22 protein-coding genes and 1 other annotated feature are annotated in these 25,403 nt (G+C 41.6%); of the genes, 17 read left to right on the top strand and 5 right to left on the bottom strand.

What is annotated here, in order from left to right:
* Positions 1-130 precede the first annotated feature (130 nt).
* From prfB to ftsX, 3 genes are all read left to right on the top strand, one after another.
* Positions 131-1,226, top strand: a protein-coding gene (gene prfB, locus AC3E6G_RS02440; RefSeq protein WP_111674402.1) for a peptide chain release factor 2 whose coding sequence is annotated in 2 segments (ribosomal slippage) — positions 131-202 and positions 204-1,226 — 1,095 coding nt in all. Because the reading frame shifts where the segments join, the coding sequence is not laid out codon by codon here.
* A gap of 42 nt (positions 1,227-1,268) precedes the next feature.
* Complete coding sequence (ftsE, locus tag AC3E6G_RS02445; protein WP_006595938.1) at positions 1,269-1,961, top strand: cell division ATP-binding protein FtsE; 693 nt, start codon at positions 1,269-1,271, stop codon at positions 1,959-1,961.
* A complete protein-coding gene (gene ftsX / locus AC3E6G_RS02450; protein WP_048789353.1) occupies positions 1,954-2,880 on the top strand; it encodes a permease-like cell division protein FtsX in 927 nt (308 codons plus the stop codon). Before ftsE ends, ftsX begins: the two co-directional genes overlap by 8 nt.
* A 37-nt stretch (positions 2,881-2,917) precedes the next feature.
* Here the strand turns inward: ftsX and AC3E6G_RS02455 are convergent, their stop codons facing one another.
* On the bottom strand, positions 2,918-3,559 hold the full coding sequence (locus AC3E6G_RS02455) for an MBL fold metallo-hydrolase (RefSeq protein WP_490700381.1): 642 nt from the start codon (positions 3,557-3,559) through the stop codon (positions 2,918-2,920).
* Positions 3,560-3,718: 159 nt separating this feature from the next.
* Here AC3E6G_RS02455 and AC3E6G_RS02460 point away from each other — a divergent pair, with 159 nt between their 5' ends.
* From AC3E6G_RS02460 to AC3E6G_RS02495, 8 genes are all read left to right on the top strand, one after another.
* Positions 3,719-6,178, top strand: coding sequence for a bifunctional DnaQ family exonuclease/ATP-dependent helicase (locus AC3E6G_RS02460; protein WP_490700382.1), 2,460 nt, complete (start codon positions 3,719-3,721; stop codon positions 6,176-6,178).
* A 1-nt stretch (position 6,179) separates the two neighbouring features.
* Positions 6,180-7,187, top strand: coding sequence for a YeiH family protein (locus tag AC3E6G_RS02465; protein ID WP_023023822.1), 1,008 nt, complete (start codon positions 6,180-6,182; stop codon positions 7,185-7,187).
* A 16-nt stretch (positions 7,188-7,203) separates the two neighbouring features.
* On the top strand, positions 7,204-8,448 hold the full coding sequence (locus AC3E6G_RS02470; protein ID WP_343093773.1) for an FtsW/RodA/SpoVE family cell cycle protein: 1,245 nt from the start codon (positions 7,204-7,206) through the stop codon (positions 8,446-8,448).
* 1 nt (position 8,449) lies between these two features.
* On the top strand, positions 8,450-9,007 hold the full coding sequence (locus AC3E6G_RS02475) for a DJ-1 family glyoxalase III (RefSeq protein WP_490700383.1): 558 nt from the start codon (positions 8,450-8,452) through the stop codon (positions 9,005-9,007).
* 178 nt (positions 9,008-9,185) lie between these two features.
* Positions 9,186-9,749, top strand: coding sequence for an HAD-IA family hydrolase (locus tag AC3E6G_RS02480; protein ID WP_490700384.1), 564 nt, complete (start codon positions 9,186-9,188; stop codon positions 9,747-9,749).
* A gap of 12 nt (positions 9,750-9,761) precedes the next feature.
* On the top strand, positions 9,762-11,711 hold the full coding sequence (gyrB, locus tag AC3E6G_RS02485; RefSeq protein ID WP_023023814.1) for a DNA topoisomerase (ATP-hydrolyzing) subunit B: 1,950 nt from the start codon (positions 9,762-9,764) through the stop codon (positions 11,709-11,711).
* Positions 11,712-11,797: 86 nt separating this feature from the next.
* The gene (gene ezrA, locus AC3E6G_RS02490) at positions 11,798-13,522 is read left to right on the top strand and encodes a septation ring formation regulator EzrA (RefSeq protein WP_023027062.1); all 1,725 of its coding nucleotides are present in this window, start codon (positions 11,798-11,800) and stop codon (positions 13,520-13,522) included.
* 96 nt (positions 13,523-13,618) lie between these two features.
* A complete protein-coding gene (locus AC3E6G_RS02495; protein WP_023027061.1) occupies positions 13,619-14,737 on the top strand; it encodes a glycerate kinase in 1,119 nt (372 codons plus the stop codon).
* A gap of 59 nt (positions 14,738-14,796) precedes the next feature.
* Here AC3E6G_RS02495 and AC3E6G_RS02500 read toward each other — a convergent pair whose 3' ends face one another.
* The gene (locus AC3E6G_RS02500) at positions 14,797-15,240 is read right to left on the bottom strand and encodes a DUF1694 domain-containing protein (RefSeq protein WP_154853371.1); all 444 of its coding nucleotides are present in this window, start codon (positions 15,238-15,240) and stop codon (positions 14,797-14,799) included.
* Between the two features lie 186 nt (positions 15,241-15,426).
* Between AC3E6G_RS02500 and eno the strand changes: the two genes are divergently transcribed.
* Complete coding sequence (eno, locus tag AC3E6G_RS02505; protein WP_048691017.1) at positions 15,427-16,731, top strand: surface-displayed alpha-enolase; 1,305 nt, start codon at positions 15,427-15,429, stop codon at positions 16,729-16,731.
* Between the two features lie 103 nt (positions 16,732-16,834).
* Here the strand turns inward: eno and AC3E6G_RS02510 are convergent, their stop codons facing one another.
* Together AC3E6G_RS02510 and AC3E6G_RS02515 are read right to left on the bottom strand one after the other, a co-directional pair.
* Positions 16,835-17,020, bottom strand: coding sequence for a hypothetical protein (locus AC3E6G_RS02510; protein ID WP_023023803.1), 186 nt, complete (start codon positions 17,018-17,020; stop codon positions 16,835-16,837).
* Positions 17,021-17,096: 76 nt separating this feature from the next.
* Positions 17,097-18,107, bottom strand: a complete 1,011-nt coding sequence (locus AC3E6G_RS02515) for a lactonase family protein (protein ID WP_042361161.1) — start codon at positions 18,105-18,107, stop codon at positions 17,097-17,099.
* 175 nt (positions 18,108-18,282) lie between these two features.
* Between AC3E6G_RS02515 and AC3E6G_RS02520 the strand changes: the two genes are divergently transcribed.
* From AC3E6G_RS02520 to budA, 3 genes are all read left to right on the top strand, one after another.
* Positions 18,283-19,452 carry an AI-2E family transporter gene (locus AC3E6G_RS02520; RefSeq protein WP_048691022.1) on the top strand — a complete coding sequence of 390 codons (1,170 nt, stop codon included), beginning with the start codon at positions 18,283-18,285 and terminating at the stop codon, positions 19,450-19,452.
* Positions 19,442-20,680, top strand: coding sequence for a tetratricopeptide repeat protein (locus AC3E6G_RS02525; protein WP_023027056.1), 1,239 nt, complete (start codon positions 19,442-19,444; stop codon positions 20,678-20,680). Before AC3E6G_RS02520 ends, AC3E6G_RS02525 begins: the two co-directional genes overlap by 11 nt.
* Positions 20,681-20,829: 149 nt before the next feature.
* Positions 20,830-21,546, top strand: coding sequence for an acetolactate decarboxylase (gene budA, locus AC3E6G_RS02530; RefSeq protein ID WP_048714898.1), 717 nt, complete (start codon positions 20,830-20,832; stop codon positions 21,544-21,546).
* Between the two features lie 35 nt (positions 21,547-21,581).
* Here budA and AC3E6G_RS02535 read toward each other — a convergent pair whose 3' ends face one another.
* Positions 21,582-23,243, bottom strand: a complete 1,662-nt coding sequence (locus AC3E6G_RS02535; protein WP_048714896.1) for an Rqc2 family fibronectin-binding protein — start codon at positions 23,241-23,243, stop codon at positions 21,582-21,584.
* 179 nt (positions 23,244-23,422) lie between these two features.
* Positions 23,423-23,657, top strand: a binding site (T-box leader).
* A 154-nt stretch (positions 23,658-23,811) separates the two neighbouring features.
* Between AC3E6G_RS02535 and trpX the strand changes: the two genes are divergently transcribed.
* Both trpX and AC3E6G_RS02545 read left to right on the top strand, forming a co-directional pair.
* Positions 23,812-24,792, top strand: coding sequence for a tryptophan ABC transporter substrate-binding protein (gene trpX / locus AC3E6G_RS02540; protein WP_373689710.1), 981 nt, complete (start codon positions 23,812-23,814; stop codon positions 24,790-24,792).
* Between the two features lie 123 nt (positions 24,793-24,915).
* The gene (locus AC3E6G_RS02545; RefSeq protein WP_048714892.1) at positions 24,916-25,335 is read left to right on the top strand and encodes a hypothetical protein; all 420 of its coding nucleotides are present in this window, start codon (positions 24,916-24,918) and stop codon (positions 25,333-25,335) included.
* The last annotated feature ends 68 nt before the right edge of the window (positions 25,336-25,403 follow it).

Here is a 25,403-nt window from a genome sequence, read left to right on the forward strand (position 1 = left end):
TGTAACAAGGGAAGTGACAACGGCCTGGTTTTATGCGATTTTTGTAGGGTAAACCATTCTTACTATCTCTTATTATGTGCAAATGACGGGGTTTGTGGTATAATAGACTGATACTTAGAAAGAGGTACTTATGGATATTTCAGAAATCCGTCAGAAAATTGACGCGAATCGTGAAAAATTAGCTTCTTTCAGGGGGTCTCTTTGACTTAGAGGGTCTGGAAGAAGAAATTGCCATTTTGGAAAACAAAATGACAGAACCTGATTTTTGGGATGATAATATTGCGGCGCAAAAAACGTCTCAGGAATTAAATGAGTTGAAACAAACCTATGAGAATTTCCATCAAATGACAGACTTGTTTGATGAATCCGAAATCCTTCTTGAGTTTCTCTCAGAAGATGAATCCGTTCACGAAGAGCTAGAAGAGAAGTTGATAGAGTTGGATAAGATGATGACCAGTTATGAAATGACGCTTCTCTTATCAGAACCCTATGATAATAATAATGCAATTTTGGAAATCCATCCGGGATCTGGTGGTACTGAGGCTCAGGACTGGGGAGATATGCTTCTTCGGATGTATACCCGCTTCGGAAATGCTCATGGCTTCAAGGTGGAAGTCTTGGACTACCAGGCAGGAGACGAGGCTGGGATTAAATCCGTTACCTTGTCTTTTGAAGGACCGCATGCCTATGGTTTGTTGAAATCTGAAATGGGCGTTCACCGTTTGGTACGGATCTCGCCATTCGACTCAGCCAAACGTCGCCATACTTCCTTCACGTCAGTTGAAGTGATGCCAGAATTGGATGATACCATTGAAGTGGAAGTCCGAGATGATGATATCAAGATGGATACCTTCCGTTCGGGTGGAGCTGGTGGACAAAATGTCAACAAGGTTTCAACAGGTGTTCGTCTGACTCACATCCCAACAGGGATTGTGGTTGCTTCGACAGTTGACCGGACTCAGTACGGAAACCGTGACCGTGCAATGAAAATGTTGCAGGCGAAACTTTATCAATTGGAACAAGAAAAGAAGGCAGCTGAAGTGGATTCCTTAAAGGGTGATAAAAAAGAAATCACCTGGGGAAGTCAGATTCGCTCCTACGTCTTTACACCATATACCATGGTGAAGGATCACCGTACAAGCTATGAAGTAGCCCAAGTTGATAAAGTAATGGACGGAGATATTGATGGCTTTATTGATGCCTATTTAAAATGGCGTCTCAATTAAAGTCCTCCTTCTATATAAAATGTGGAAAGGAATTTTCAATACATGTCAATGATTGAAATGAAAGATGTTGTCAAGAAATATGACAACGGAACGACAGCTCTTCGAGGAGTGACCGTTCATATTGAACCAGGAGAATTTGCCTATATTGTAGGACCATCTGGTGCAGGTAAATCAACCTTTATTCGCTTACTTTACCGTGAGGTGAAGCATGATAAAGGTAGCTTGAAAGTTGCTGGTTTTGATTTAGATAAAATCAAAAAACGCGATATTCCGATGTTGCGTCGGAACGTTGGGGTAGTCTTCCAAGACTACAAATTGCTTCCTAAAAAGACTGTTTATGAAAATATTGCCTACGCAATGGAAGTAATTGGAGAGCGTCGTCGCAACATTAAAAAACGCGTTATGGAAGTTTTGGATCTTGTTGGTTTGAAACACAAGGTTCGTTCATTCCCAAATGAGCTTTCAGGTGGTGAGCAACAACGGATCGCTATCGCGCGTGCCATCGTCAACAATCCTAAAGTATTGATTGCGGACGAACCAACAGGGAACTTGGACCCAGATAACTCTTGGGAAATTATGAACCTCTTAGAGCGAATTAATTTGCAAGGTACCACTGTTTTGATGGCGACTCATAATAGCCAAATTGTAAATACACTTCGTCACCGTGTTATCGCCATTGAAAATGGCCGTGTTGTACGGGATGAAGCGGAAGGAGAGTACGGATACGATGATTAGAAGATTTTTCCGCCATCTCATTGAATCATTTAAAAGTTTAAAACGGAATGGCTGGATGACCATTGCTGCAGTTAGTTCGGTGATGATTACACTTGGACTTGTAGCGATTTTTGCCTCAGTTATTGCGAATACGATCAAGCTATCAGATGATATTCAAAATAGTGTACGGATTGTTGTCTATATGCGCAAGGATATCCAAGATCAAAGCCAGCAGATTGAAAAAGAAGGCCAGATGGTTGATAATGAGGACTACAAGAAAGTCTATAATGCGTTGACAGCCATGAAGAATGTTGATAAGGTTGAGTTCTCCAGCAAGGAAGAACAATATGAAAACTTGATCAAGACTGCCGGTAACAACTGGAAAATTTTTGACGGTGATGCCAATCCACTCTATGATGCCTATTTTGTAGAGACAACGGCTCCTAAGTATGTAAAAGAAGTTTCCAAGGCCGCTAAGAAAATCGAAGGGGTATCTGAAGTAAAAGATGGGGGAGTTGATACTCAACGTCTCTTTGCTCTCGGGAACTTCATCCGTATTTGGGGCTTGATTGGTGCTGGTTTACTAATCTTTATCGCGGTCTTCTTGATTTCTAATACGATTCGGATTACCATTATTTCACGAAGTCGAGAAATCAAGATTATGCGTCTGGTAGGTGCTAAGAGTGGCTATATTCGTGCTCCATTCCTTCTGGAAGGTGCCTGGATTGGCTTGATTGGTGCAATTCCACCAGCTCTCTTGCTTTATTATGTCTATAATATTGTCTACAAGTCTATGTACAATACCCTACAAGATCAGAAATTGTTCTTATATAGTCCAAACCTTCTTGTTCCGATTATGGTCGGAGGACTGTTTGGTCTCGGTATTTTAATCGGAGCGATTGGCTCATCAATTTCAATGAGACGTTTCTTGAAGATTTAAGAATATACAAAAAAGGAAGTTCATCTGAACTTCCTTTTTAACGATTTTGAAAGAAGGGATTAAACATTTTTTCATGACCGATAGTGGTATCATTCCCATGTCCTGGGTATACTGCGTAAGAGGATGGAAGGGTGAGTAATTGTGTCTCAATACTTTCAAGAAGTTGAGGGCCACTTCCTGTAGGCAAATCAGTCCTTCCAATGGTTTCTCGGAAAAGGGCATCACCTGTCAAGACGAGGTGGTCATCAGGAAAGACAAAGGAGACCCCTCCAATGGAATGTCCTGGTGTATGAAGGACATAAAAATGGAAGTTTTTCAAATGATAATCTGTTCGGTAGTCAAAATGCTCTTCTGCTGGCTGGCAGACCACATCCATTAAATCAGAATGGCGGTCTAGTCCTGAAAGATTGTCCACAGGACTTTGGAGCCAGGTCGCTTCATGAGCATCTACATAAACAGGTGGATAGCCATAAGTTTCCCGCACCTTCTCTAAACTCATGATATGGTCGTAGTGGGTATGGGTGAGGAGAATAGCAACAATTGGTTTTGCGAGCTGATCAATGCGGTTTCGAATATTTTCCCAGGCACTACCAGGATCAACAACGAGAAGATCATTTTCATTTTCAAGTAGGTAGGTGTTTTCATAAGCGATGGGGTTGACAATGCGGTGGATTTTCATAAGAGCTCCTTTCTCTATTAGTCTATCAAAAATATGGTAAAATAGCTGACTAAAACGCCTCTAGAGACCGAAGAATTATCGCTTGGTTAGATTTAGCTCCTTCAATGTCATTAAAATACCAAGCAAAGCGAGTCGGAAAATGATATAATTTTAAGTGCTATGACGACGAATGTTAAAAGAAAATATGCTGTCGTGGACCTGGAAGCGACCAGTGCAAGCAGCAATGCAAAAATTATTCAAATCGGGATTGTCATCATTCAAGATGGGCAGATTGTAGAGAGCTATGAGACAGACGTCAACCCGCATGAGGAACTAGATGAACATATTCGCCAACTGACTGGAATTACCAATCAGCAACTAAAAAAGGCACCGGATTTTTCTCAGGTAGCCAGGGAAGTTTATGAACTGATAGAAGATGCTGTCTTTGTGGCTCATAATGTCAAATTTGATGCTAATCTCTTGGCAGAATCTTTGTTTTGGGAAGGATTTGAACTCATAACACCCCGGATCGACACGGTTGAATTGGCTCAAGTCTTTTTCCCAACTTTAGAAAGATACAATTTAAGTAGCTTATGTGAAGAATTTGCGATTCCCTTAGACCATGCTCATTCAGCCATCTCAGATGCTCAAGCAACCGCCAAGCTATTTCTTAAGATTCGTGAAACGATTGCTTCCCTACCAAGAGAATTGGTGGAAACCTTGCTATCATTTTCTGATAATCTAATTTACGAATCGAGACTCTTGATGGAGGATGCTTTCGAGGATACGCTAGCTTTTCATGATGAGGACTTGACATCCCACCATGGGATTTTTCTTCGTAAGCCTCTTAAGAGAAGAGATGCTAAGAATTTTTCTGATCAGTTTGATATTAATATCCAGTTAATGGGGATGGAGCCCCGCCCCTTGCAGAAAGAGTTTGCTCAGTCGATTGAAGAAAGTCTTCAGTCCTCTAGAAATATAGCCACCTTTGTCGAGGGACCTACTGGGATTGGAAAAACCTATGGGTACCTTCTTCCTATACTAGCGCATACAAAGGACCAGATTGTTGTTAGTGTTCCGACCAAGGTCTTGCAAGACCAAATCATGCAACAGGAAGCAAAGAAAATTGAGGCCGTTTTTCAGACCTCTTTTCATAGTTTAAAAAGTCCTCAAAATTATTTAAAGTTGGATGAGTTCTTTAAAATGCTTCATGAACCAGAAGAAAATCGTCTCTTGAATCGGTTCAAAATGCAATTACTGGTCTGGTTGGCTCAAACAAGGACAGGTGATCTAAACGAAGTGGGGCAGCTTCATCGCTACGGGAACTTTGTTCAACGGATCCGTCATGATGGAAACCTATCAAAAAAATCTTTATTTTACACAGAAGATTTTTGGCGTCTTGGTCAAGAAAAAGCTAAAATGAGCCGAGTCTTGCTCACCAATCATGCCTATTTATTGACTCGTTTAGAAGACGATCCTTCATTGGTAGAAAATCGAACCCTAGTGGTGGATGAAGCACAAAAACTGTATTTTTCATTGGAGCACTTTTCAAGGGCTTCCTTATCATTATCAGATTTTATGCTAGATCTGCAGCGTGAGATAGAAATAGAAAAATCCTTGTTGAAACGGCGGATCCTTGAAAGTCTCCAATTTGAATTGAATGCCTTACTTAAACATCTTGAATCGGGTAGTAAAAAGATCGAACTAACAGCGGAACAGGTGAAAAAAATTCGCCAGGATTTATCTGAACTAGATAGTCCAGTCTTGGCTGCATTAAAAACGGTCTTTGATCCTCGTTTTCAAATTTTTTGGATTGATCGTACACAAGAGAATCAGCATCCGATAATTCGCTTGCAGTCTGGAAGAGAGGGCTTGGTTTCCCTTCAAGACTTTATTCCAACAACTACCAGACTTCTCTTGGTCTCAGCTACCTTATCCATTAGTAAAAAGGTCAATCTAGCCTCGATTTTAGGAATTGAGAATTACCAATTCATTGGGAAAGAACTGTCCTATCATCAAGGACAAACCATCTTCATCGATCGAGAATTTCCTGATTTGACCAATTTGACGCAAGAGGAATTAGCTAGCTCTTTAGCAAGTTATTTGGATGATCTAGCAGCTACTGGCTTGCCTCTCTTTGCCTTGTTCACTTCCAAGGACTTGCTTTTAGCAACTTCTCAGCTGATGACAGTGGGTCATCTGGCTCAGTATAAGAATGGTGAAGCAGCAACTATTAAACGCCGATTTGATAGAGGGGAAGCTTCCGTCCTTTTAGGATCCGGTAGTTTTTGGGAAGGGGTCGATTTTGCCCAGCAAGCAAAAATCATTCAAGTCATCCCTCGCATTCCTTTTGATAATCCAAGTGATTTCTTTGTACAAAAGCTGCACGAAACCTTGCGTCTAGAAGGGAAAAATCCTTTCTATGATTATAGTTTGCCACTAGCTATCTTACGCTTGAAGCAGGCTCTTGGACGCTCGAGTCGTTCGAGCGAGCAAGAATCTCTGGTCATTTTATTAGATCAACGCTTATTAAATCGTCAATATGGTTCGCAGATTCAAGCTAGTTTAGAGAAAATAGCTCCTCTTGTCATTGCTAAGACAGGAGAAGTAAAAGAAGTTGTTGAACAATTTAGGAGTTAACATGAATCAAAAACCCAATGGAACTCAGTATGTTCCCGGTGTCTTGCTAGCCGCTCTCACAGCAGGACTATCTATGGTGTTAGGAAAAGCAGTACCTATCCTTGGCTCTAGTCTCTTTGCTATCCTATGTGGGATCCTCTTGAATGCTAGTCAACTCTTGCCTCAAAATAGCAGGCCGGGACTAGCCTATTCAGGGAAAAAACTCTTGCAATATTCCATTATCTTGATGGGCTTTACCTTGTCCTTTCAAAAGGTGACCCAATTGGGCCTTTCTTCTTTGGTCATTAGTTTACCGACCATCAGTATTGCCTTTCTCTCTGCTTTTGCAATGGGCTACCTCTTAAAAGCTCCAAAGATCTTAACTGCCTTGGTTGGAATGGGGACAGCTATTTGTGGAGGGTCTGCAATCGCGGCAGCCTCTCCCGTTCTAGAAGCTGATGAAAATGACATCGCTCTGTCCATGTCGACCATCTTTTTCTTTAATATCCTAGCGGTTTTCCTCTTTCCTTTCTTTGGTCACCTCCTTGCTATGACGGATCGGCAATTTGGTTTTTGGGCAGGAACAGCTATTAATGATACCTCATCTGTTGTAGCGGCCGCATTTTCCTATAGTAAAGCAGCGGGTGAAGTGGCTACGGTTGTGAAGTTGACCCGAGCTCTGATGATAATTCCTATCTGTTTTGGGATGTTGGGACTAAAACTTCTAGGACGGTCGAAACAGGATCGAGAAGGCAAGCAAGTGGCATTGAGTAAAATTGTTCCTTGGTTTATTTTTTACTTCCTTTTGGCTTCTTTAGTGACGTCCTTTGGCTGGTTTCCAAGTTCTTGGATTCCCTTCTGTAAATGGTTGTCACAATATTTGATGGCCATGGCCTTGGTTGGCATTGGAAGTCAAGTGTCTATTCAGGCCTTCCGTAAGCAGGGGGTGGCTCCTCTCCTCATCGGCCTTGTTGCCTGGGTAGCTGTATCCATTTCTAGTTTGCTACTTCAACACGTTTTAGGAATCTAAATGAAAGGGAGATGAAATGAAGAGACGTCAGTCTTTCAAACTTAGAGGAGATTTCTCCTTGATCACCACTGTTCTGTTATTATTGGCATTTGGAGTGGTGGCAGTCTACATTGCAGTTTCGAATGATTATCCTGACTTGGTTTGGTCAATTTTAGGCCAACAGGTTGCCTGGATTGTTTTAGGATGTATGATTAGTTTTGTCGTCATGCTCTTTAATACAGAATTTTTATGGAAAGTAACGCCCTATTTGTATGTCTTTGGCTTGGTCTTAATGGTCTTGCCCCTTTATTTTTACAACCCAACCCTGGTTGCTTCGACCGGTTCTAAAAACTGGGTGGCTTACAAGGGGATCAGCCTTTTTCAGCCATCAGAGTTTATGAAAATTTCTTATATCTTGATGGTCTCTCGTGCGATTGTTCATTTTTTACGAAACAATAGGGAAGAAGATCGGACGCTAAAAAAAGACTTTTTTCTCATTCTCCAAATTGCTGCCTATACCATACCGGTCCTAGGGCTTCTAGCCTTTCAACATGATTTTGGAACCTCCTTGGTATTTATGGCTATCTTCTCAGGAGTAGTCCTTATTTCAGGGGTCTCTTGGAAAATCATTTTACCAGTCTTTTTGACCCTCGCAGGTGGAATTGCTCTCTTTTTGGCCGTCTTTCTATCCGACGGTGGGCGGGCCTTTCTCCATCAAACTCTGGGGATGCCTACCTATCAGATGAATCGTATTTTAGCCTGGTTGAATCCTTTTGACTATGCTCAAACTATGACTTTTCAACAGGCTCAAGGACAGTTGGCAATCGCAAGCGGTGGTTTATTGGGGCAAGGCTTTAATGTGTCCAACCTGTTGATCCCTGTCCGAGAGAGTGATATGATTTTTACGGTCATTGCGGAAGATTTTGGCTTTGTAGGAGGTTTGGTTCTTCTCCTCTTATACATGTTTTTAGTCTATAAAATGTTGCGGATTACTCTGAAATCCAATAACCAGTTTTATACTTATATCTCGACTGGGTTTATTATGATGTTAGTCTTCCACATATTTGAAAATATTGGGGCTGTAACAGGAATATTGCCTCTAACTGGAATTCCCTTGCCTTTTATCTCACAAGGGGGATCAGCTATTGTTAGTAACCTCATTGGGATTGGCTTGTTGTTATCGATGAGCCATCAAAATCGGGTAAGTGAAGAACGAAAAAAAGAAAGTCGACTATTGAGGCAAAAACAACTCAGTCGACTACACGAGAAAGGAATCATTTGATATGGCAAAAGTAGCAGTTATGTTAGCAAGTGGGTTTGAGGAAATAGAAGCCTTGACCGTTGTCGATGTCTTGAGAAGAGCAGAAATCGAGTGTCAGATGGTTGGATTTGATCAAGAAGTGACAGGTTCCCATGGCATCACAGTGAAGGTAGATGAGGTCTGGTCCGGTTCATTGGATCATTTTGATGGCATTGTCCTTCCAGGAGGGATGCCAGGTGCGGCGAATCTACGCGACCATGAAGGCTTGATTCAGTCTTTAAAAGAAGCCCATGAACAAGGAAAAAGCCTTGCAGCTATTTGTGCAGCCCCGATTGTGTTGGATCGGGCAGGTCTACTAGATAAAAAACACTACACCTGCTATGATGGCTTTGAAAAAGAAATTGGAAGAGGACACTATGTGAAAGAAGCGGTGGTTCAGGATGGTCACATCTTGACCAGTCGGGGCCCTGCAACGGCACTTGCTTTTTCATATGCATTGGTCAAGCATTTTGGTGGAGATGCAACAAAATTAAGAGAAGGCATGCTCTATCAAGATGTTTTTGGAACGTCGGCACCTTAGATGGTGAGAAGAAAAATGAAGGTAGAAATTTCCTGCCTTCATTTTTTTATCGTCTGGATTTCTTAAAATATAAATGCTTTTTGAATGAAAGTAAAATAGGAGGGAGAAGACTGTAAAAAAACCGTGAAAACATTGACTTTACAAGCAATTTTTCGAAAATTATGGTATAATTGAAGCTATGGATTATCATGATTTTATATGGGATCTTGGTGGGACTTTATTGGACAATTATGAGACCTCTACAAAAGCTTTTGTAGCGACCTTACATTATTTCCAAAGGGAGGCTGATCATGATTCTGTTTATGCAGCTTTAAAGGTTTCAACGGATTATGCTGTTCAGCAATTTGCCTCAGACCTTCCAGACTTTTTGGGAGAGTATAAAAAGCGAGAGAAGGAAGCTCTTGAAATCCCCTGCTTATTCGAGGGGACTGAGGAGTTATTGGATCGTCTGACAGCAGACGGAGCCCGTCATTTTTTGGTTTCTCACCGTGACCATCATGTAGAGACCATCCTAGAAAAAACAGGGATTCGTCATTACTTTACAGAAGTAGTGACAGCTGATGACGGTTTTCCACGTAAACCAGATCCTACTTCCATGTTGTATTTAAAAGACAAGTATGCAATTGAGTCAGGCTTGGTGATTGGAGATCGCCCGATCGATATTGAAGCTGGCCAGAGAGCTGGCATGGCGACCTATTTGTTTGACTCAATGGATCAATTAAGTGCCTATATTTTTAATTAGAAAAGGGAAAGAATGACAGAAGAATTGAAACAAGAAACGACTGGCCAAGAATATGATGCCAGTCAGATCCAGGTTTTAGAAGGTTTAGAAGCAGTTCGGATGCGTCCGGGGATGTATATCGGATCCACTTCTAAAGAAGGTCTTCACCATTTGGTCTGGGAAATCGTCGATAACTCTATCGATGAGGCCCTTGCTGGCTTTGCTAGCCATATCGAAGTCTTTATCGAAGCTGATAATTCGATTACAGTCATCGATGATGGACGGGGAATTCCGGTTGATATTCAAGAAAAAACAGGCCGTCCGGCAGTAGAAACTGTCTTTACCGTTCTCCATGCAGGAGGAAAATTTGGCGGTGGTGGTTACAAGGTTTCTGGAGGACTACATGGAGTTGGGTCATCCGTCGTAAATGCCTTGTCGACTCAGCTAGATGTACACGTCCATAAGAATGGCCAAATTCATTACCAAGAATACAAACGCGGTCAAGTCGTTGCAGATCTTGAAGTGATCGGTGAAACAGATCGAACTGGTACTACAGTCCACTTTACTCCAGACCCAGAAATTTTCACAGAAACAACTGAATTTGATTTTGAGAAATTGAACAAACGGATTCAAGAGTTGGCTTTCTTGAACCGTGGTTTACGGATCTCGATTACAGACAAGCGTGAAGGCCAGGAGCAAACGAAAGATTACCACTATGAAGGTGGGATTGCTAGTTATGTAGAATACATCAACGAAAACAAGGATGTCATCTTCGAAACTCCGATTTATACTGATGGCGAAATGGATGATATCACGGTTGAAGTGGCTATGCAGTATACGACTGGTTATCACGAAACCGTCATGAGCTTTGCCAATAACATCCATACCCATGAAGGTGGAACTCATGAGCAAGGTTTCCGTACAGCCTTAACCCGTGTTATCAACGACTATGCTCGTAAGAATAAACTTCTCAAGGACAATGAAGAGAATCTCACAGGGGAAGATGTTCGGGAAGGATTGACAGCCGTCATTTCTGTTAAACACCCAAATCCACAGTTTGAAGGACAAACCAAGACCAAACTTGGAAACTCTGAAGTGGTGAAGATTACCAACCGTTTGTTCAGCGATGCTTTCTCTGATTTCTTGTTGGAAAATCCGCAGATTGCTAAGAAAATTGTTGAAAAGGGAATTCTGGCTGCCAAAGCGCGTGTTGCTGCTAAGCGAGCCCGAGAAGTCACCCGCAAGAAATCTGGTTTAGAAATCTCAAACCTCCCTGGTAAATTAGCAGACTGTTCATCTAACAATCCAGCTGAGACAGAACTCTTCATCGTCGAAGGAGATTCTGCCGGAGGATCTGCTAAATCAGGTCGGAACCGGGAGTTCCAGGCAATTCTCCCTATTCGTGGGAAAATCCTCAACGTGGAAAAGGCTAGCATGGACAAGATTTTGGCCAACGAAGAAATTCGTAGTCTTTTCACAGCTATGGGAACCGGTTTTGGTGCAGAATTTGATGTATCAAAAGCCCGTTATCAAAAATTAGTCATCATGACGGATGCCGATGTCGATGGAGCTCATATTCGAACCCTCCTCCTAACCTTGATCTATCGCTATATGAAACCCGTTTTGGAGGCTGGCTATGTTTATATCGCCCAACCACCAATTTATGGTGTAAAAGTCGGTAGTGAGATCAAAGAATACATTCAACCAGGAGTCAACCAAGAAGCAGAATTGGCTGCGGCTTTAGAACGCTATTCTGAAGGTCGCTCCAAACCAACGATTCAACGATACAAAGGTTTGGGTGAGATGGATGATCATCAGCTCTGGGAAACAACTATGAACCCAGAACACCGCCTCATGGCTCGTGTAACAGTGGATGATGCAGCAGAAGCAGATAAAATCTTTGATATGCTCATGGGAGATCGAGTAGAACCTCGCCGTGAATTTATCGAAGAAAATGCCGAATATAGTACACTTGATGTATAAAATTCTGCGATATTTGCCAATTATTCGAATATTTATGATATAATAACTACGATTACTTTCAAGTAATTTAATGAAGGAGTTTTTATATGTCTCGTGGACTAATTATTCTCATTATTGTCATTGGGGTCCTTTTGGTTTTAGGATATGTAGTGGCAGTCTTATTGAGAAAGCGTAACGAAGCCTTACTAGCAGCACTGGAAGAACGAAAAGAAGAGTTGTATAACCTTCCGGTAAATGATGAAGTAGAGGCTGTGAAGAATATGCATTTGATTGGTCAAAGTCAAGTTGCATTTCGTGAATGGAATCAAAAATGGGTGGACCTATCCCTCAATTCTTTTGCTGATATTGAGAACAACCTCTTTGAAGCAGAAGGCTACAACAATTCTTTCCGCTTTTTAAAAGCCAAGCAAGCAATTGGAAATATTGAGAGTCAGGTTCAATTAATTGATGAAGATATCAAGGCCATCCGTCAAGCTTTATCTGAATTAAAAGAAAAAGAAGAAATGAATAGCGGTCGAGTTGTTCATGCCTTGGATATGTTTGAAAACTTGCAAAAACAAGTGGCTTCTGATCCAGATGCGTATGGCCCAGCGCTTCCCGAAATTGAGAAGCAATCTGAAAATATTCAAGTTGAGTTTTCAAAATTTGTAACCTTGAATTCATCAGGTGACCCTGTTGAAGCTGCTGAAATTCTTGACACAGCAGAAAACCATATTGTAGCCTTGACTCACATTGTTGAAAAAGTTCCTGCAATTGTGAAGGATCTACAAACAACTCTTCCTGACCAATTGGAAGATTTGGAATCTGGTTATCGCAAACTATTGGAATCTGGTTATCATTTTACAGAGACCGACTTGGAAGCACGTTTCCAACAACTGCATGCGGCATTGAAAGCCAATCTTGCCAATGTTGCTGCTCTTGAATTAGATAATGCACTCTATGAGAATGAGCAGATTCAAGAAGAAATCAACGCCTTGTATGATATTTTCACTCGTGAAATCGAATCACACAAAGTGGTTGAAAAATTGGTCAAAGCATTACCAGGTTACCTTGCCCATGCTAAGGAAAATAACAAGAGTTTAGCAGAAGAAGTTGAACGTCTCAGCAAAATATTTGAAAGCAAAGTACTCAAGGAAAATCACTTGAAGGAGTTAGAAGCTGAATTAACAGCTCAAGAGCTTGTTGTAGAGGATGCCTTGAATGATACATCTGAAACTCAAAAAGCTTACTCTATTCTTCAAGAAGAGTTAGAAGCGATTGAAGAACGTCTGAAGGAAATTGAAGATGATCAGATTGCACTGAGCGAAACCTTGTCTAAGATTGAGAAAGACGATACGAATGCTCGTCAAAAGGTAAATATCTACGCTAACCGTTTACATGCTATTAAGCGCTACATGGATAAGCGTAACTTACCTGGAATTCCTCAATCCTTCCTTACTATCTTCTTCACTGCAAGTGATAACACAGAAGCTCTTTTGGCTGAGTTAGAAGGTCGTCGTGTCAATATTGAAAACGTCAATCGTCTCCTGGATATTTTGACCAACGATATGACAGAGTTAGAAGAAGAAACTTATAAACTGGTACAATACGCTACTCTAACAGAGCAGTTGCTTCAATACTCAAATCGTTATCGTTCGTTCGATGATCATGTCCAAGCAGCTTTTGATGAAGCTTTGTACATTTTTGAAAAAGAGTATGACTATCCTGCTTCCTTCAAAGTCATTTCAGAAGCATTGGAAACAGTAGAACCAGGAGTAACAGAGAGATTTGTTAGCTCATATGAAAAAACAAGAGAATCCATCCGATTCTAATCCAAAACATCCAGGAGAATATTCCTGGATGTTTTTTTATGGAGATAAGATGTGATGGGAAATACCAACATAGAAAGAGATAAAGGAGGTGACTCCATGAAAATTTTAATTGCTCCAGATTCATTCAAAGAGTGCCTACCCGCGAAAGAAGTAGCGGAAATGATTGCGGAAGGCTTGCGACAGTCTATTATCGATGTAGAACCGATTACTTGTCCTATTGGAGATGGAGGGGAAGGGACAGTGGATGCCATCCGATACTCGTTAGACTTGATGGAAACCTTTGCCCTTGTTACAGGTCCATTTGGAAAGCCGGTAGAAATGCGGTATGTGGAGAAGGAAACTATGGCTCTCTTTGAAGTAGCCGACTTGATCGGCTTAGGAAAAATTCCAGTTGATCAACGTCATCCACTTGACATAGAGACCCGAGGAATTGGAGAACTGATCTGTTATTTGATCAATAAAGGAAAAAAGGATATTTATATCGGGGTTGGAGGAACAGCCACCAATGATGGTGGGCTTGGTCTTGCAGTAGGTCTAGGCTATCAATTGTATGATAGAGAAGGAAAGCAATTGAAGGCCTGTGGACAAAGTCTTTTAAAGTGTGATTCCATCCGTAAAGAGAAAGCGATAAAGATTCCAGAGGATGTCCAGATACATATCTTAGCAGACGTGTCGAACCCTCTATGTGGACTAGATGGAGCAACCTATATTTTTGGAAAACAAAAGGGGCTTAGCCCCACTATGTTTGATAAAGTGGATCAAGCTATTTACAGCTTTTATGAAAAGAACTGTCCTAGTGTGTTGACCCAAGCAGGGATGGGAGCTGGTGGTGGCCTTGCGGCAGGTCTCTGTGCCTTCGCGCATGCAAGGATTGTTTCAGGAATTGAAACTTGTTTAGAGCTAATCGACTTTGACTCCAAGGTAGCAAATGCAGACTTGGTCATTGTCGGTGAGGGGCGACTGGACCATCAAAGTCTATCAGGAAAAGCTCCGATAGGAGTTGCGAGACGAACCCCAAAGGGAATCCCTGTCATAGCTATTTGTGGAAGTCTTGCAGATGATTTACCAAGTCTCCCATTTGAAAATATAGTCGGAGCTTTTTCCATAACGAAACACCCTGATAGTTTAGACCAACTTCTGAAGAACGCAAGGGAAAATCTTCTCTTTACAGCTAGAAATATTGGAAATCTATTAAGCATAGAAAAAAGCGGTTAAACCGCTTTTTTCTATGTAATCTTTTGCTATTGATATAAATGCCTAGGGGACAGTCATGATCAACCAAACCATTTCTTCCAAAGAGAAGGTTTGCTCGGTTTCTTTTCTTCCTCCCAGAGATCCGAAAAAGCAGTTCGGAGGTCCTTGTCAGTAGTGGTCACTGGTGCATCTGTATGAATCACGAGCCCAAAAGGAGAGGAGTCGTGTTCCTCCGAAACAATTGTAGCCTGGCAACCAAATTCTTTTGCTTGTTTTAGATAGCTCAACTGGACGCTAGAATCAACATTTGGAGAGATCTTTACAAAGAGAGGGTTAGCTTGTTCATTCAAGCTTTTCAGCACCTTCAAAAAGCCCTTCTGAAGCTGAGGACTATTGCTTGTTTTTAAATCGGCATATCCTAGAACGCGCTCTTCAAATGTACCTAGAAAGCGACGCTGTTCATCAGGATTTAATTTTAGGCCACCGTTAGCCTTTTCCATAATTTCTTTAGATAGATCAGTCATAAGAATAGTATATCATACTTTAGGTTGAAAATGCCAAACGAATAAAGGCTGTTCCAAACAAAAAGAAAGCGATTTCTTGATAAAGTTAAGGAAAATCTGCACAAAGATAACGTTTTTTCTTGAAAAACGCGTATTTTTAAGGTATCATAGAGGTGTAAAAAATTTAAACTCAAAGGAGAGTAAGAAATGTCAATTATTACTGATGTTTACGCTCGCGAAGTCCTAGACTCACGCGGTAACCCAACACTTGAAGTAGAAGTTTATACTGAATCAGGTGCTTTCGGACGTGGTATGGTTCCATCTGGAGCTTCTACTGGTGAACACGAAGCAGTTGAACTTCGCGACGGTGACAAATCTCGTTACGGTGGTCTTGGAACTCAAAAAGCTGTTGACAATGTAAACAACATCATTGCTGAAGCAATCATCGGTTACGATGTTCGTGATCAACAAGCTATTGACCGTGCAATGATCGCTCTTGACGGTACTCCTAACAAAGGTAAATTGGGTGCGAACGCAATCCTTGGTGTGTCTATCGCTGTAGCTCGTGCTGCTGCTGACTACCTTGAAATCCCACTTTACAGCTACCTTGGTGGATTCAACACTAAAGTTCTTCCAACTCCAATGATGAACATCATCAACGGTGGTTCTCACTCAGATGCTCCAATCGCTTTCCAAGAGTTTATGATCTTGCCAGTTGGTGCACCTACATTTAAAGAAGCTCTTCGTTACGGTGCTGAAATCTTCCACGCTCTTAAGAAAATCCTTAAATCACGTGGTTTGGAAACTGCCGTAGGTGACGAAGGTGGATTCGCTCCTCGTTTCGAAGGAACTGAAGATGGTGTTGAAACTATCCTTGCTGCGATCGAAGCTGCTGGATATGTACCAGGTAAAGACGTATTCATCGGGTTTGACTGTGCATCATCAGAATTCTACGATAAAGAACGTAAAGTCTACGACTACACTAAATTCGAAGGTGAAGGCGCTGCTGTACGTACTGCTGCAGAACAAATCGACTACCTTGAAGAATTGGTTAACAAATACCCAATCATCACTATCGAAGATGGTATGGATGAAAATGACTGGGACGGATGGAAAGCTCTTACTGAACGTCTTGGTGGAAAAGTTCAATTGGTTGGTGACGACTTCTTCGTAACAAACACTTCATACCTTGAAAAGGGTATCGCAGAAGGAGCAGCTAACTCAATCCTTATCAAAGTTAACCAAATCGGTACTCTTACTGAAACATTCGATGCTATCGAAATGGCTAAAGAAGCTGGTTACACTGCCGTTGTATCACACCGTTCAGGTGAAACTGAAGATTCAACAATCGCTGACATCGCAGTTGCAACAAACGCAGGACAAATCAAGACTGGTTCACTTTCACGTACAGACCGTATCGCTAAATACAATCAATTGCTTCGTATCGAAGATCAACTTGGTGAAGTAGCTGAATACCGTGGATTGAAATCATTCTACAACTTGAAAAAATAAGCTAGTTTACTAGACTAAAAAGATCCTTGAGTTTTCTCAAGGATTTTTTTTGCTATCGAGCTAAACAAAAAATCCTCAACCAAGTAGTTGAGAATTTTAGGGATTAGAATAAGCCTTTGATTTTATCAACAGCACCGCTCACTAGATCGTTTCCAGCAACAAGAGCTTTTGCTTGTTCTAAGTAGTCACCAAGGTTATCCTTGTTGTCATCGATAAATTTTTTAGCAGCATCGAAATCTTTCTTTTCGATCATTTCTTTGACTTGGTTAAATAAATCCATTGGGTTCATGAGTTTTCTCCTATAACCTATTTATTATTATCACTATTTAATCACTTTTTAACCAAACTAGCAAGCGTTTTGATTGTTAGTTGAAGAGGACACAAACCGCCTCTGGTACGTGGAAATCATGGCTTAATTCAGTCAATCTACCACTCGTTTTATCGCGTTTAAAAACAGTGGCATTGTCTGAATCTTGATGAACTGCAATGAGATATTCTTGGTCCGGACTAAGAATGAAATCACGTGGATTGAGTCCATTGGTTGGAACGATTTCCAGAAGCACTAAGCTACCATCTGCCAAGATTTCATAAACTGCAATGGAGTTATGGGCACGATTTGAGGCATAGAGGAATTTCCCATCCTCTGAGAGGCGAATAGCAGCGGCCCATTTTTGACCTTCATACTCTTTAGGTAGGGTTGAGATGGTTTGGAAATGTTCAAAGTAGCCAAGTCCGTCATAGAAAAGGACATCGATGGTAGCGTTTAATTCGTTAATGAGGTAGGCGGTCTTGTAATGAGAGTGGAAAATGATATGACGTGGACCAGCACCTGGAGCTGTTTGATAGGTTTGAGTCTTCGTTAGTTTACCAAGATCATCGACTTGATAGACCACTACTTGATCGGTACCCAAATCACAAGTGATGAGTAGCTTATCGGGAGTGAGATCTGCATAATGTACATGGGGACTCGCTTGGTTTTCGTGAGGTCCAGAACCCTGATGAGTCGCTTGGTCGACAAAGGTTAAATGACCATCTTCATGGATGCGATATGAGAGGACTTGTCCCTTGTGGTAGTTAGCTCCATAGACCAAGCCACGCGCCTCATCAACAGAGACATAACAGAGGGGCGCCCCTTCCTCGACCACATGATTGATTAACTGGTGATCAGGACTAAAGCTTGCAATGCCGCCAAGACCTTGCTCCGCACCCACACTGTATAAGAAACCAGCTTTTGAAAAAGCGAGATAGGTTGGGTTTGGCTCTTGAGCAACTAGTTCTAAGTCGCTAAGTTGACCAGTTCTTTCATCGAAGGAAGCCTTATAAATTCCTTTAGAGTCTCGTTTGGTATAGGTTCCGAAATAAATATCTTGCATCACATGCACCTCGACTTTGTTGATAGCTCCATTATATCAGAAAAGAAGGGGATGGAAAACGATTAGGTGAAGGATTGACAAGCTAAGCATTAAAAAAAAGCTCACATTTCAGCTATATCGTGAAATTATGGACTAAAAATGCTAAAATAAAGACAGATTGAAAACGAAGGAGATTCCCGTGGAACATAAAGAAAAAGATTTTAGTTTATCCTGGTTTTTTAAATGGTTTGTAGATAATAAAGCCATTACTGTTTTTCTAGTAACCTTACTGATGGGATTGAATATTTTAGTTCTCAGCAAGATTAGTTTTATTTTTACACCCCTGTTAGAGTTTGGAGCAGCAGTCATGCTACCAGTCATTATTTCAGGGCTCCTCTATTATTTGTTAAATCCAATCGTGGACTTTTTGGAAAGGCACCGAGTCAAACGGATCATTGCAATTTCCATCGTCTTTATTTTGATCGCGCTTCTCATTTTATGGGGCTTGGCTGTCGCTATTCCAGCTATTCAACATCAAGTTCTTAGTTTTATGAAGAACCTGCCAGATTACTTGGAAAAGGCCAATAGGACCATCGATGATGTCTTAGACAACAAAGTGTCGCCAGAAATCAAGCCTCAGCTGGATGAATGGACCAGCCAATTGTCGCAGAATATTACCAGTTGGGCGAGTTCTTTTTCCGCCCGAGCAGTCAACTGGGTCAGCAATCTGATTACTGTCGCCTCTCAGGTCATTATCGCTTTGATTATTATGCCTTTTATCGTCTTCTATCTTTTGAGAGATGGAAAGAACTTAAAAGGGCAAATCATCCGTTTCTTGCCAACCAAGATTCGTAAATCTGCAGACAAAGTACTGTCTGATGTCAATACACAATTGGCTAATTATGTCAGAGGTCAGATTACTGTTGCTATCATCGTAGCTTTAATGTTTATTCTTCTGCTTAAGATCATTGGGCTTCGTTACGCTGTGACACTCGGTGTAACCGCTGGTTTTTTGAACTTGATACCATACTTGGGCAGCTTCTTGGCCATGCTCCCAGCCTTAGTCTTGGGGTTGGTGGCAGGACCAGAGATGTTTGTCAAAGTCGTCATTGTCTTTATTGTTGAGCAAACAATCGAGGGACGTTTCGTTTCCCCACTTGTCTTGGGGAGTCAGCTCAATATCCACCCAATCACGATTCTGTTTGTATTGATTACTTCTGGCTCTATGTTTGGAATCTGGGGAGTCTTCTTAGGAATCCCGGTTTATGCTTCGGCTAAAGTAGTCATCAGTGCTCTATTTGAATGGTATAAAGAGGTCAGTGGTTTGTACGAAAAGGACGAAGTTGAGGAAATTCAAAGTGAAGAATAGTCAAAAAATTCTAGAAGCAATTGAGAAACAAGAGCTAGATCGTCTGCCAGCTTATTTGGATAAGGCTTTGCTAGAAGATGATCCAGCTACCTTGTTAGAATTGGGACAATATTTTGAAAGTATTGGTTTTTACCCAGAAGCCAAGCAAACCTACTTGCATCTGAGAGATGATTATCCAGAGGTCTATCTGAGTCTAGCCACTATCGTAGCGGAAGATGGACTAATGGAAGAAGCCTTTGCTTATTTGGAAGAAATCCCGGAAAGTTCGGAATGGTATCTAGCCAGTCTCTTAGTCAAGGCAGACCTCTACCAAAGTGAGGGCTTGGCAGATGTGGCTCGAGAAAAACTGATGGAAGCAGCGACTCTTTCAGATGACCCTATTATTCAACTAGGCTTGGCAGAGATTGATTTAGAACTTGAAAATTACCAAGAAGCCATTCAAGAGTATGCTCAGTTAGACAACCGTCTCATTTTAGAAGAAACGGGCATTTCCACATACCAGCGGATTGGCTATGCTTATGCGAATCTGGGTCGGTTTGAGTCTGCTATTGAGTTTTTAGAAAAGGCCTTGGAAATTGAGTTTGATGACCAGATTGCCTATGAATTGGCAACCCTTCTCTCTGACCGAGAAGAGTATCAACGTTCTCTGATCTACTTCAAGCAGATTGATACACTGTCGCCAGACTTTGAAGGGTATGAATACGGCTATGCCTTGGCTCTTCAAGCTGAAAATGACCGAGAAACAGCGTTAGCAATAGCAGAGCAAGGAATCCAAAAGAATCCTTTTGACGCTTATCTCCTCCTTCTAGCCTCCCAATTGGCCTACGAGTTGCACCAGCCAGAAAAAGCAGAGAAGTATTTGTTAGAAGCCAAAGAAGTTGCTGAGGATCTTGAAGATATCGCCCTTCGTCTGACAACTCTTTATCTGGAACAGGAACGTTATGAAGACGTCCTTGAATGGCAAGAAGTGGAAGTGGAAAATGTCGTCACCCGTTGGAATATCGCTCGTGCCTTGGTAGCACTCGAAGAGGTTGAAAAAGCGGCTCCGATCTATGAAGAGCTCTACCCAGATTTGAAAGAAAATCCAGAGTACTTAGAAAGCTATAGTTACCTCTTGAGAGAGTTGGGACAAATCGCAAAAGCCCGGGAAGTGGCAGAAGGCTATTTGCAGCTAGTCCCAGATGATGGGCAAATGCAAGCTTTCTATGAGAGCCTGTTAGAAGATTAACTACTTGACCCTTGAAGGGCGGGAATCAGAACAAGTTTGTATCATGGTTCGGTCCCGCTCTTTTTTAATCAGTCTTTCTGTTATTGTCCTTGAGAATATGGTATACTGGAAGGGCTAAAAAGAAGACAAGATGAATGAGGGAGAAGATAATGGAACCGGTGAAATTGTTTCAATACAATACCTTGGGGGCTTTGATGGCTGGTCTCTATGGAGGATCCTTTACGGTTAAAGAATTACTAGAGCATGGAGATTTAGGAATTGGGACCCTGGACTCAATCGATGGCGAATTGATTGTCTTAGATGGTAAGGCTTATCAAGCTAAGGGTTCAGGAGAGGAACCAGAGATTGTGGAAGTATCTTCAGATGCGACTGTCCCCTATGCAGCCATTGTTCCCCACCAGGCCGAAGTGATTTTTCGACAACGCTTTGAAATGACAGATGAGGAGTTAGAGGCTCGCATTGAATCTTATTACGATGGCGAAAATTTGTTTCGTTCCATCAAGATTCACGGTGATTTCGCCAAAATGCATGTGCGCATGATTCCCAAATCAACTTCGGAGACCAAGTTTGCAGATGTAGCAACCCATCAGCCAGAATTTACACGAGAAAATGTTACAGGAACCATTGTTGGTTTTTGGACGCCAGAGATGTTTCATGGGGTCAGTGTAGCAGGCTATCACCTTCACTTTATCTCAGATGACCATACCTTTGGAGGACATGTTATGGATTTTGTCATCAAAGAGGGCATCGTCGAAGTTGGAGCCATTGATCAATTGGACCAACGCTTTCCTGTCCAGGACCGCCAGTATCTCTTTGCCAAGTTCAACGTTGACCAGGTCAAAGAGGATATCCACAAATCAGAATAAAACAAAAGGGCTGAGATGATTCTCAGCCCTTTTTATTACTCATTGATGCGCATAGATTTGATCTTTTCTTCTTCAGGGGTGACCCGTAGGGTTTTCTGACCGGTATAGGTTACAAATCCAGGTTTTCCTCCGGTCGGTTTGTTGAGTTTTTTTGTTTCAATCATGTCGACTTGGACCAGATTGGACAGGCGTCCCTTAGAGAAATAGGCTGCAAGCTCAGCTGCATCGGTTTTGACCTCATCTGAAGGGTTGAGGTTACCTGTAATGACCACGTGACTACCTGGAATATCCTTAGCGTGGAACCAGAGTTCGTCCTTTTTAGCCATTTTGAAGGTCAATTCTTCGTTTTGAAGATTGTTCCGGCCGACCAGAATAATGGTCTTGCCATCTGATGCTAAGTACTTCTCTGGTTTTTTCCGTTTGTGGATCTTTTCTCGGTTGCGTCGTTTGATAAAGCCTGTTTGGATCAGCTCTTCGCGAATCTCGGCTACTTCAGAAAGGCTGGCTTGGGCCAGAGCGGTCTCGACCGTCTCTAGGTAGGAGATAGTTTCCTTGGTTTCCTGGATGAGAGAGGTCAAATGTTTGACGGCTTCTTTTAGCTTCTGGTAACGCTTGAAGTAGCGTTGAGCATTTTGACTGGGGGTCAAGGCCTTATCCAAAGCAATGGTAATAGGCTGGTTGGTATAGTAGTTGTCCAAGGTGACCTGGTCTTGATCATTTGGGACTTGATGGAGGAAGGTAGTGAGTAGTTCGCCTTTTTGACGGAATTCTTCGGCATTTTCTGTCGCTGCTAGTTCGGCTTCCTGTTTGGCCAATTTTTTCCGGTTCTTTTCTAGCTCATTATCCACCTTGCGGATTAGTTCCCCAGCTTGTTGTTGGACCCGGTCGCGCTCAGCCTTGTCCAAGTAGTAGTGGTCGAGTAGATCTGATAAGGTTTCAAAGGTCTCCTCCTGGCTATCTGCATAAGCGAGAGCAGCAAAAGATTTTTTCGTTAGACGGGGATCTGTTGGAGCTTCAAAGAATGCTCGGAAGGTTTTTAATTTTTCTCCGCTTTCTAATCGACTGGCCAATTCTTGAGCAGTATCTCGACCAAGACCCTGGAAATGGGTTTGAAGGTTTTTAGGTGTCAACTCTTCTCGGTGAAGAAAGGCGAATAAGGCTTCGTCTTTAATGGTAAAGGGGTTGACCGCTTCGGTTTTTGGAGGAGCTACATAGGTTGATCCAGGGAGAATGGTCCGGTAGCTATTTTGTGAGAAGCCCACATGCTTGATTGCTTCGATGATTTTTCCAGTTGCCTTGTCCAGAAGAATGATATTGCTGTGCTTACCCATGATTTCAATAATCAGGGTTACAGATATATCATCCCCAATCTCATTTTTATTGGAGACGGCAATTTCTAAAATACGGTCATTCTCCAGTTGCTGGATCTGCTCAATGACTGCCCCTTGGAGATACTTGCGCATGACCATGATAAAGGTATTAGGGAAGGCAGGATTCTCAAAATTGGTCTGAGTCCGTTGGATCCGACCAAAAACAGAGTGGGAAGACAGCAAGAGTTTTTGATTCTTGCGATTGCTACGAATTTGTAAAACCAACTCTTGTTCAAAGGGTTGGTTAATTTTTTGGATGCGACCATATAGGAGTTCGCTTTGTAATTCATTCACCATATGGTGTAAAAAAAATCCATCAAAAGACATGGGGTTCCTCAACATTCTAGACTAATTCTAGTAAATTATATCAAAAAAGTGCCTGAAAACCCAGTAAGAAGGCGGTTTTCAATCCTTGTAAAAGCATCCGTTAGAAAATGAATTTCAGGAAATGACGAACGTTTTCAAAAAAAACATAAAAAAGTATTGACAAGGCTTACGGAAACATTTACAATGGATTCAATTAGAAAAGTAATAAATGAAAATTTAATAGAGAGCTCACGGTTGGTGGAAGTGGGTAGTGGACATTTATGAAATTGGACTAATGATGAGATGAATTTGAAACAATAAAAATTCGGTCGGCACACCTTATCGTGCAACTTGTTGCTAGACAAGACAGAGACATGGGAGGAGTATATCCATTTTCCCATAAGTGAGGTGGCACCGCGATGACACGTCCTCACATAGCTATAGCTATGTGTGGGCGTGTTTTTGTTTCAAAAAGAAGGGAGAAAAGAAGATGAAGAAACGATGGCGACTCAGTCTTTAACAAAGATGCGAAAAAACGAAAAAATAAATAATTGAGGTAAAGAAAATGAAAAACAAACGTGTATTGGGAATGATTGGTGCTTTGCTAGCTATTATTTTAGTAGCAGTAGTCTATCCAATGTTAAACAATAAAAATGAAGCTAATAAAGCAGATGGAACTAAAAAGGTAAAAGTCGGTGTCTTGCAGTTGGTCAGCCACCCATCGCTAGACGAAATCTACAAGGGGATTCAAGATGGCTTGGCTGAAGAAGGCTATGACAAGGACAAGATTGAGATTGAATTCCTCAATGCAGAAGGGGACCAAAACAAGGTTGCTACCATGAGTAAGCAATTGGTCCAAAACAACAACGACGTTTTGATCGGAATCGCAACCCCATCTGCTCAAGGTTTGGCTAGTGCAACCAAGGACAAACCAATCGTCATGGGTGCTATCACAGACCCAGTCGGCGCTAACTTGGTCAAAGATTTGAAAAAACCAGGTGGCAATATCACAGGAGTATCTGACCACAACCCAACGGAACAACAGTTGAAATTGATCAAAGAGTTGACTCCAAACGTGAAAACAATCGGTGTCCTTTACTCAACCAGTGAAGATAATTCTAAAACGCAAGTAGAAGAATTTACAAAATTGGCTGAAAAAGCAGGCTACAAGGTGGTTCCTTATTCAGTCCCTTCTACAAATGAAATTGCTTCAACGGTTTCTGTCATGACTGGTAAAGTGGATGCTATCTGGGTTCCAATTGACAACACCATCGCTTCAGCCTTCTCAACGGTAGTCGAAGCAAACAAAACAGCTAAAAAACCAATCTTCCCAAGTGCGACAGCCATGGTCGAAGCTGGTGGTTTAGGCTCAGTCGTTGTCGATCAACACGATCTTGGAGTGGCAACTGGTAAAATGGCTGCGAAAATCTTGAAAGGTCAAAAACCAGGTGATACACCAGTCGAAATCTTCACAGATGGTAAATCTGTCATCAACAAAAAAGTGGCAGAAGAATTAGGCATTACCATTCCAGAATCTGTCTTGAAAGAAGCTGGACAAGTCATCGAATAAAAACAAACGGATAACAAGAACGGCAGAGGAATTTGGCTTTGGCAGGTCTTTAAATCCTGACCTTTAAAAATGTTCACCAGTGCCCAGGACCAGCTTATTTTACTCTTGGTAGAGGAGAAAGAATTGAAAATCAAAATAACAGATCTTCATCCGACCCAACTATATTTATCAGAAAAGAAGTTACATGATATCCAGATGCTTGATCAATCGGCGGAAATCATCAATGTGGATCCAATTAGTATTCTTGCGTTTGGAAATTGCTTCTTGATTACAAACGGGCATCACAGGGCTTATCAGTCTTTATTGGCAGGTCGGGATACGATTTCTGCTGAGTTTGATAAAGATGGTGGTGATGAAATTTATCATCTCTATGCGCAAGCTTGTGAGGAAAGAAAGATATCCTCTGTTTTGGATTTAAAACATCGTATCTTACCTCAAGATGAGTATGAAGCAAAATGGTATAACTGGTGTGATGGTTTTAACCAAGCAGCAACTCTTCTATTGAAAAGGAAAGCAGATGAAACAGACAAGGCAAATAAATAATGCCCTGGGTCTTGTTTCTTTGTCTATTGAAATTAGTCTCATCTAACTTGTTTTTTAACTAAAAATCT

Source organism: Streptococcus sp. SCPM-O-B-23252 (M501) (genome assembly GCF_058200355.1).

Excerpts from the sequence above, each read along its gene's own strand:
- ezrA (WP_023027062.1), top strand. The coding sequence starts at position 11,798 with ATGTCTCGTGGACTAATTATTCTCATTATTGTCATTGGGGTCCTTTTG.
- gyrB (WP_023023814.1), top strand. The coding sequence starts at position 9,762 with ATGACAGAAGAATTGAAACAAGAAACGACTGGCCAAGAATATGATGCC.
- AC3E6G_RS02500 (WP_154853371.1), bottom strand. The coding sequence starts at position 15,240 with ATGACTGATCTATCTAAAGAAATTATGGAAAAGGCTAACGGTGGCCTA.
- AC3E6G_RS02460 (WP_490700382.1), top strand. The coding sequence starts at position 3,719 with ATGACGACGAATGTTAAAAGAAAATATGCTGTCGTGGACCTGGAAGCG.
- trpX (WP_373689710.1), top strand. The coding sequence starts at position 23,812 with ATGATTGGTGCTTTGCTAGCTATTATTTTAGTAGCAGTAGTCTATCCA.
- budA (WP_048714898.1), top strand. The coding sequence starts at position 20,830 with ATGGAACCGGTGAAATTGTTTCAATACAATACCTTGGGGGCTTTGATG.
- AC3E6G_RS02535 (WP_048714896.1), bottom strand. The coding sequence starts at position 23,243 with ATGTCTTTTGATGGATTTTTTTTACACCATATGGTGAATGAATTACAA.
- AC3E6G_RS02495 (WP_023027061.1), top strand. The coding sequence starts at position 13,619 with ATGAAAATTTTAATTGCTCCAGATTCATTCAAAGAGTGCCTACCCGCG.
- ftsE (WP_006595938.1), top strand. The coding sequence starts at position 1,269 with ATGTCAATGATTGAAATGAAAGATGTTGTCAAGAAATATGACAACGGA.
- AC3E6G_RS02510 (WP_023023803.1), bottom strand. The coding sequence starts at position 17,020 with ATGAACCCAATGGATTTATTTAACCAAGTCAAAGAAATGATCGAAAAG.
- AC3E6G_RS02480 (WP_490700384.1), top strand. The coding sequence starts at position 9,186 with ATGGATTATCATGATTTTATATGGGATCTTGGTGGGACTTTATTGGAC.
- eno (WP_048691017.1), top strand. The coding sequence starts at position 15,427 with ATGTCAATTATTACTGATGTTTACGCTCGCGAAGTCCTAGACTCACGC.
- AC3E6G_RS02475 (WP_490700383.1), top strand. The coding sequence starts at position 8,450 with ATGGCAAAAGTAGCAGTTATGTTAGCAAGTGGGTTTGAGGAAATAGAA.
- ftsX (WP_048789353.1), top strand. The coding sequence starts at position 1,954 with ATGATTAGAAGATTTTTCCGCCATCTCATTGAATCATTTAAAAGTTTA.
- AC3E6G_RS02465 (WP_023023822.1), top strand. The coding sequence starts at position 6,180 with ATGAATCAAAAACCCAATGGAACTCAGTATGTTCCCGGTGTCTTGCTA.
- AC3E6G_RS02470 (WP_343093773.1), top strand. The coding sequence starts at position 7,204 with ATGAAGAGACGTCAGTCTTTCAAACTTAGAGGAGATTTCTCCTTGATC.
- AC3E6G_RS02455 (WP_490700381.1), bottom strand. The coding sequence starts at position 3,559 with ATGAAAATCCACCGCATTGTCAACCCCATCGCTTATGAAAACACCTAC.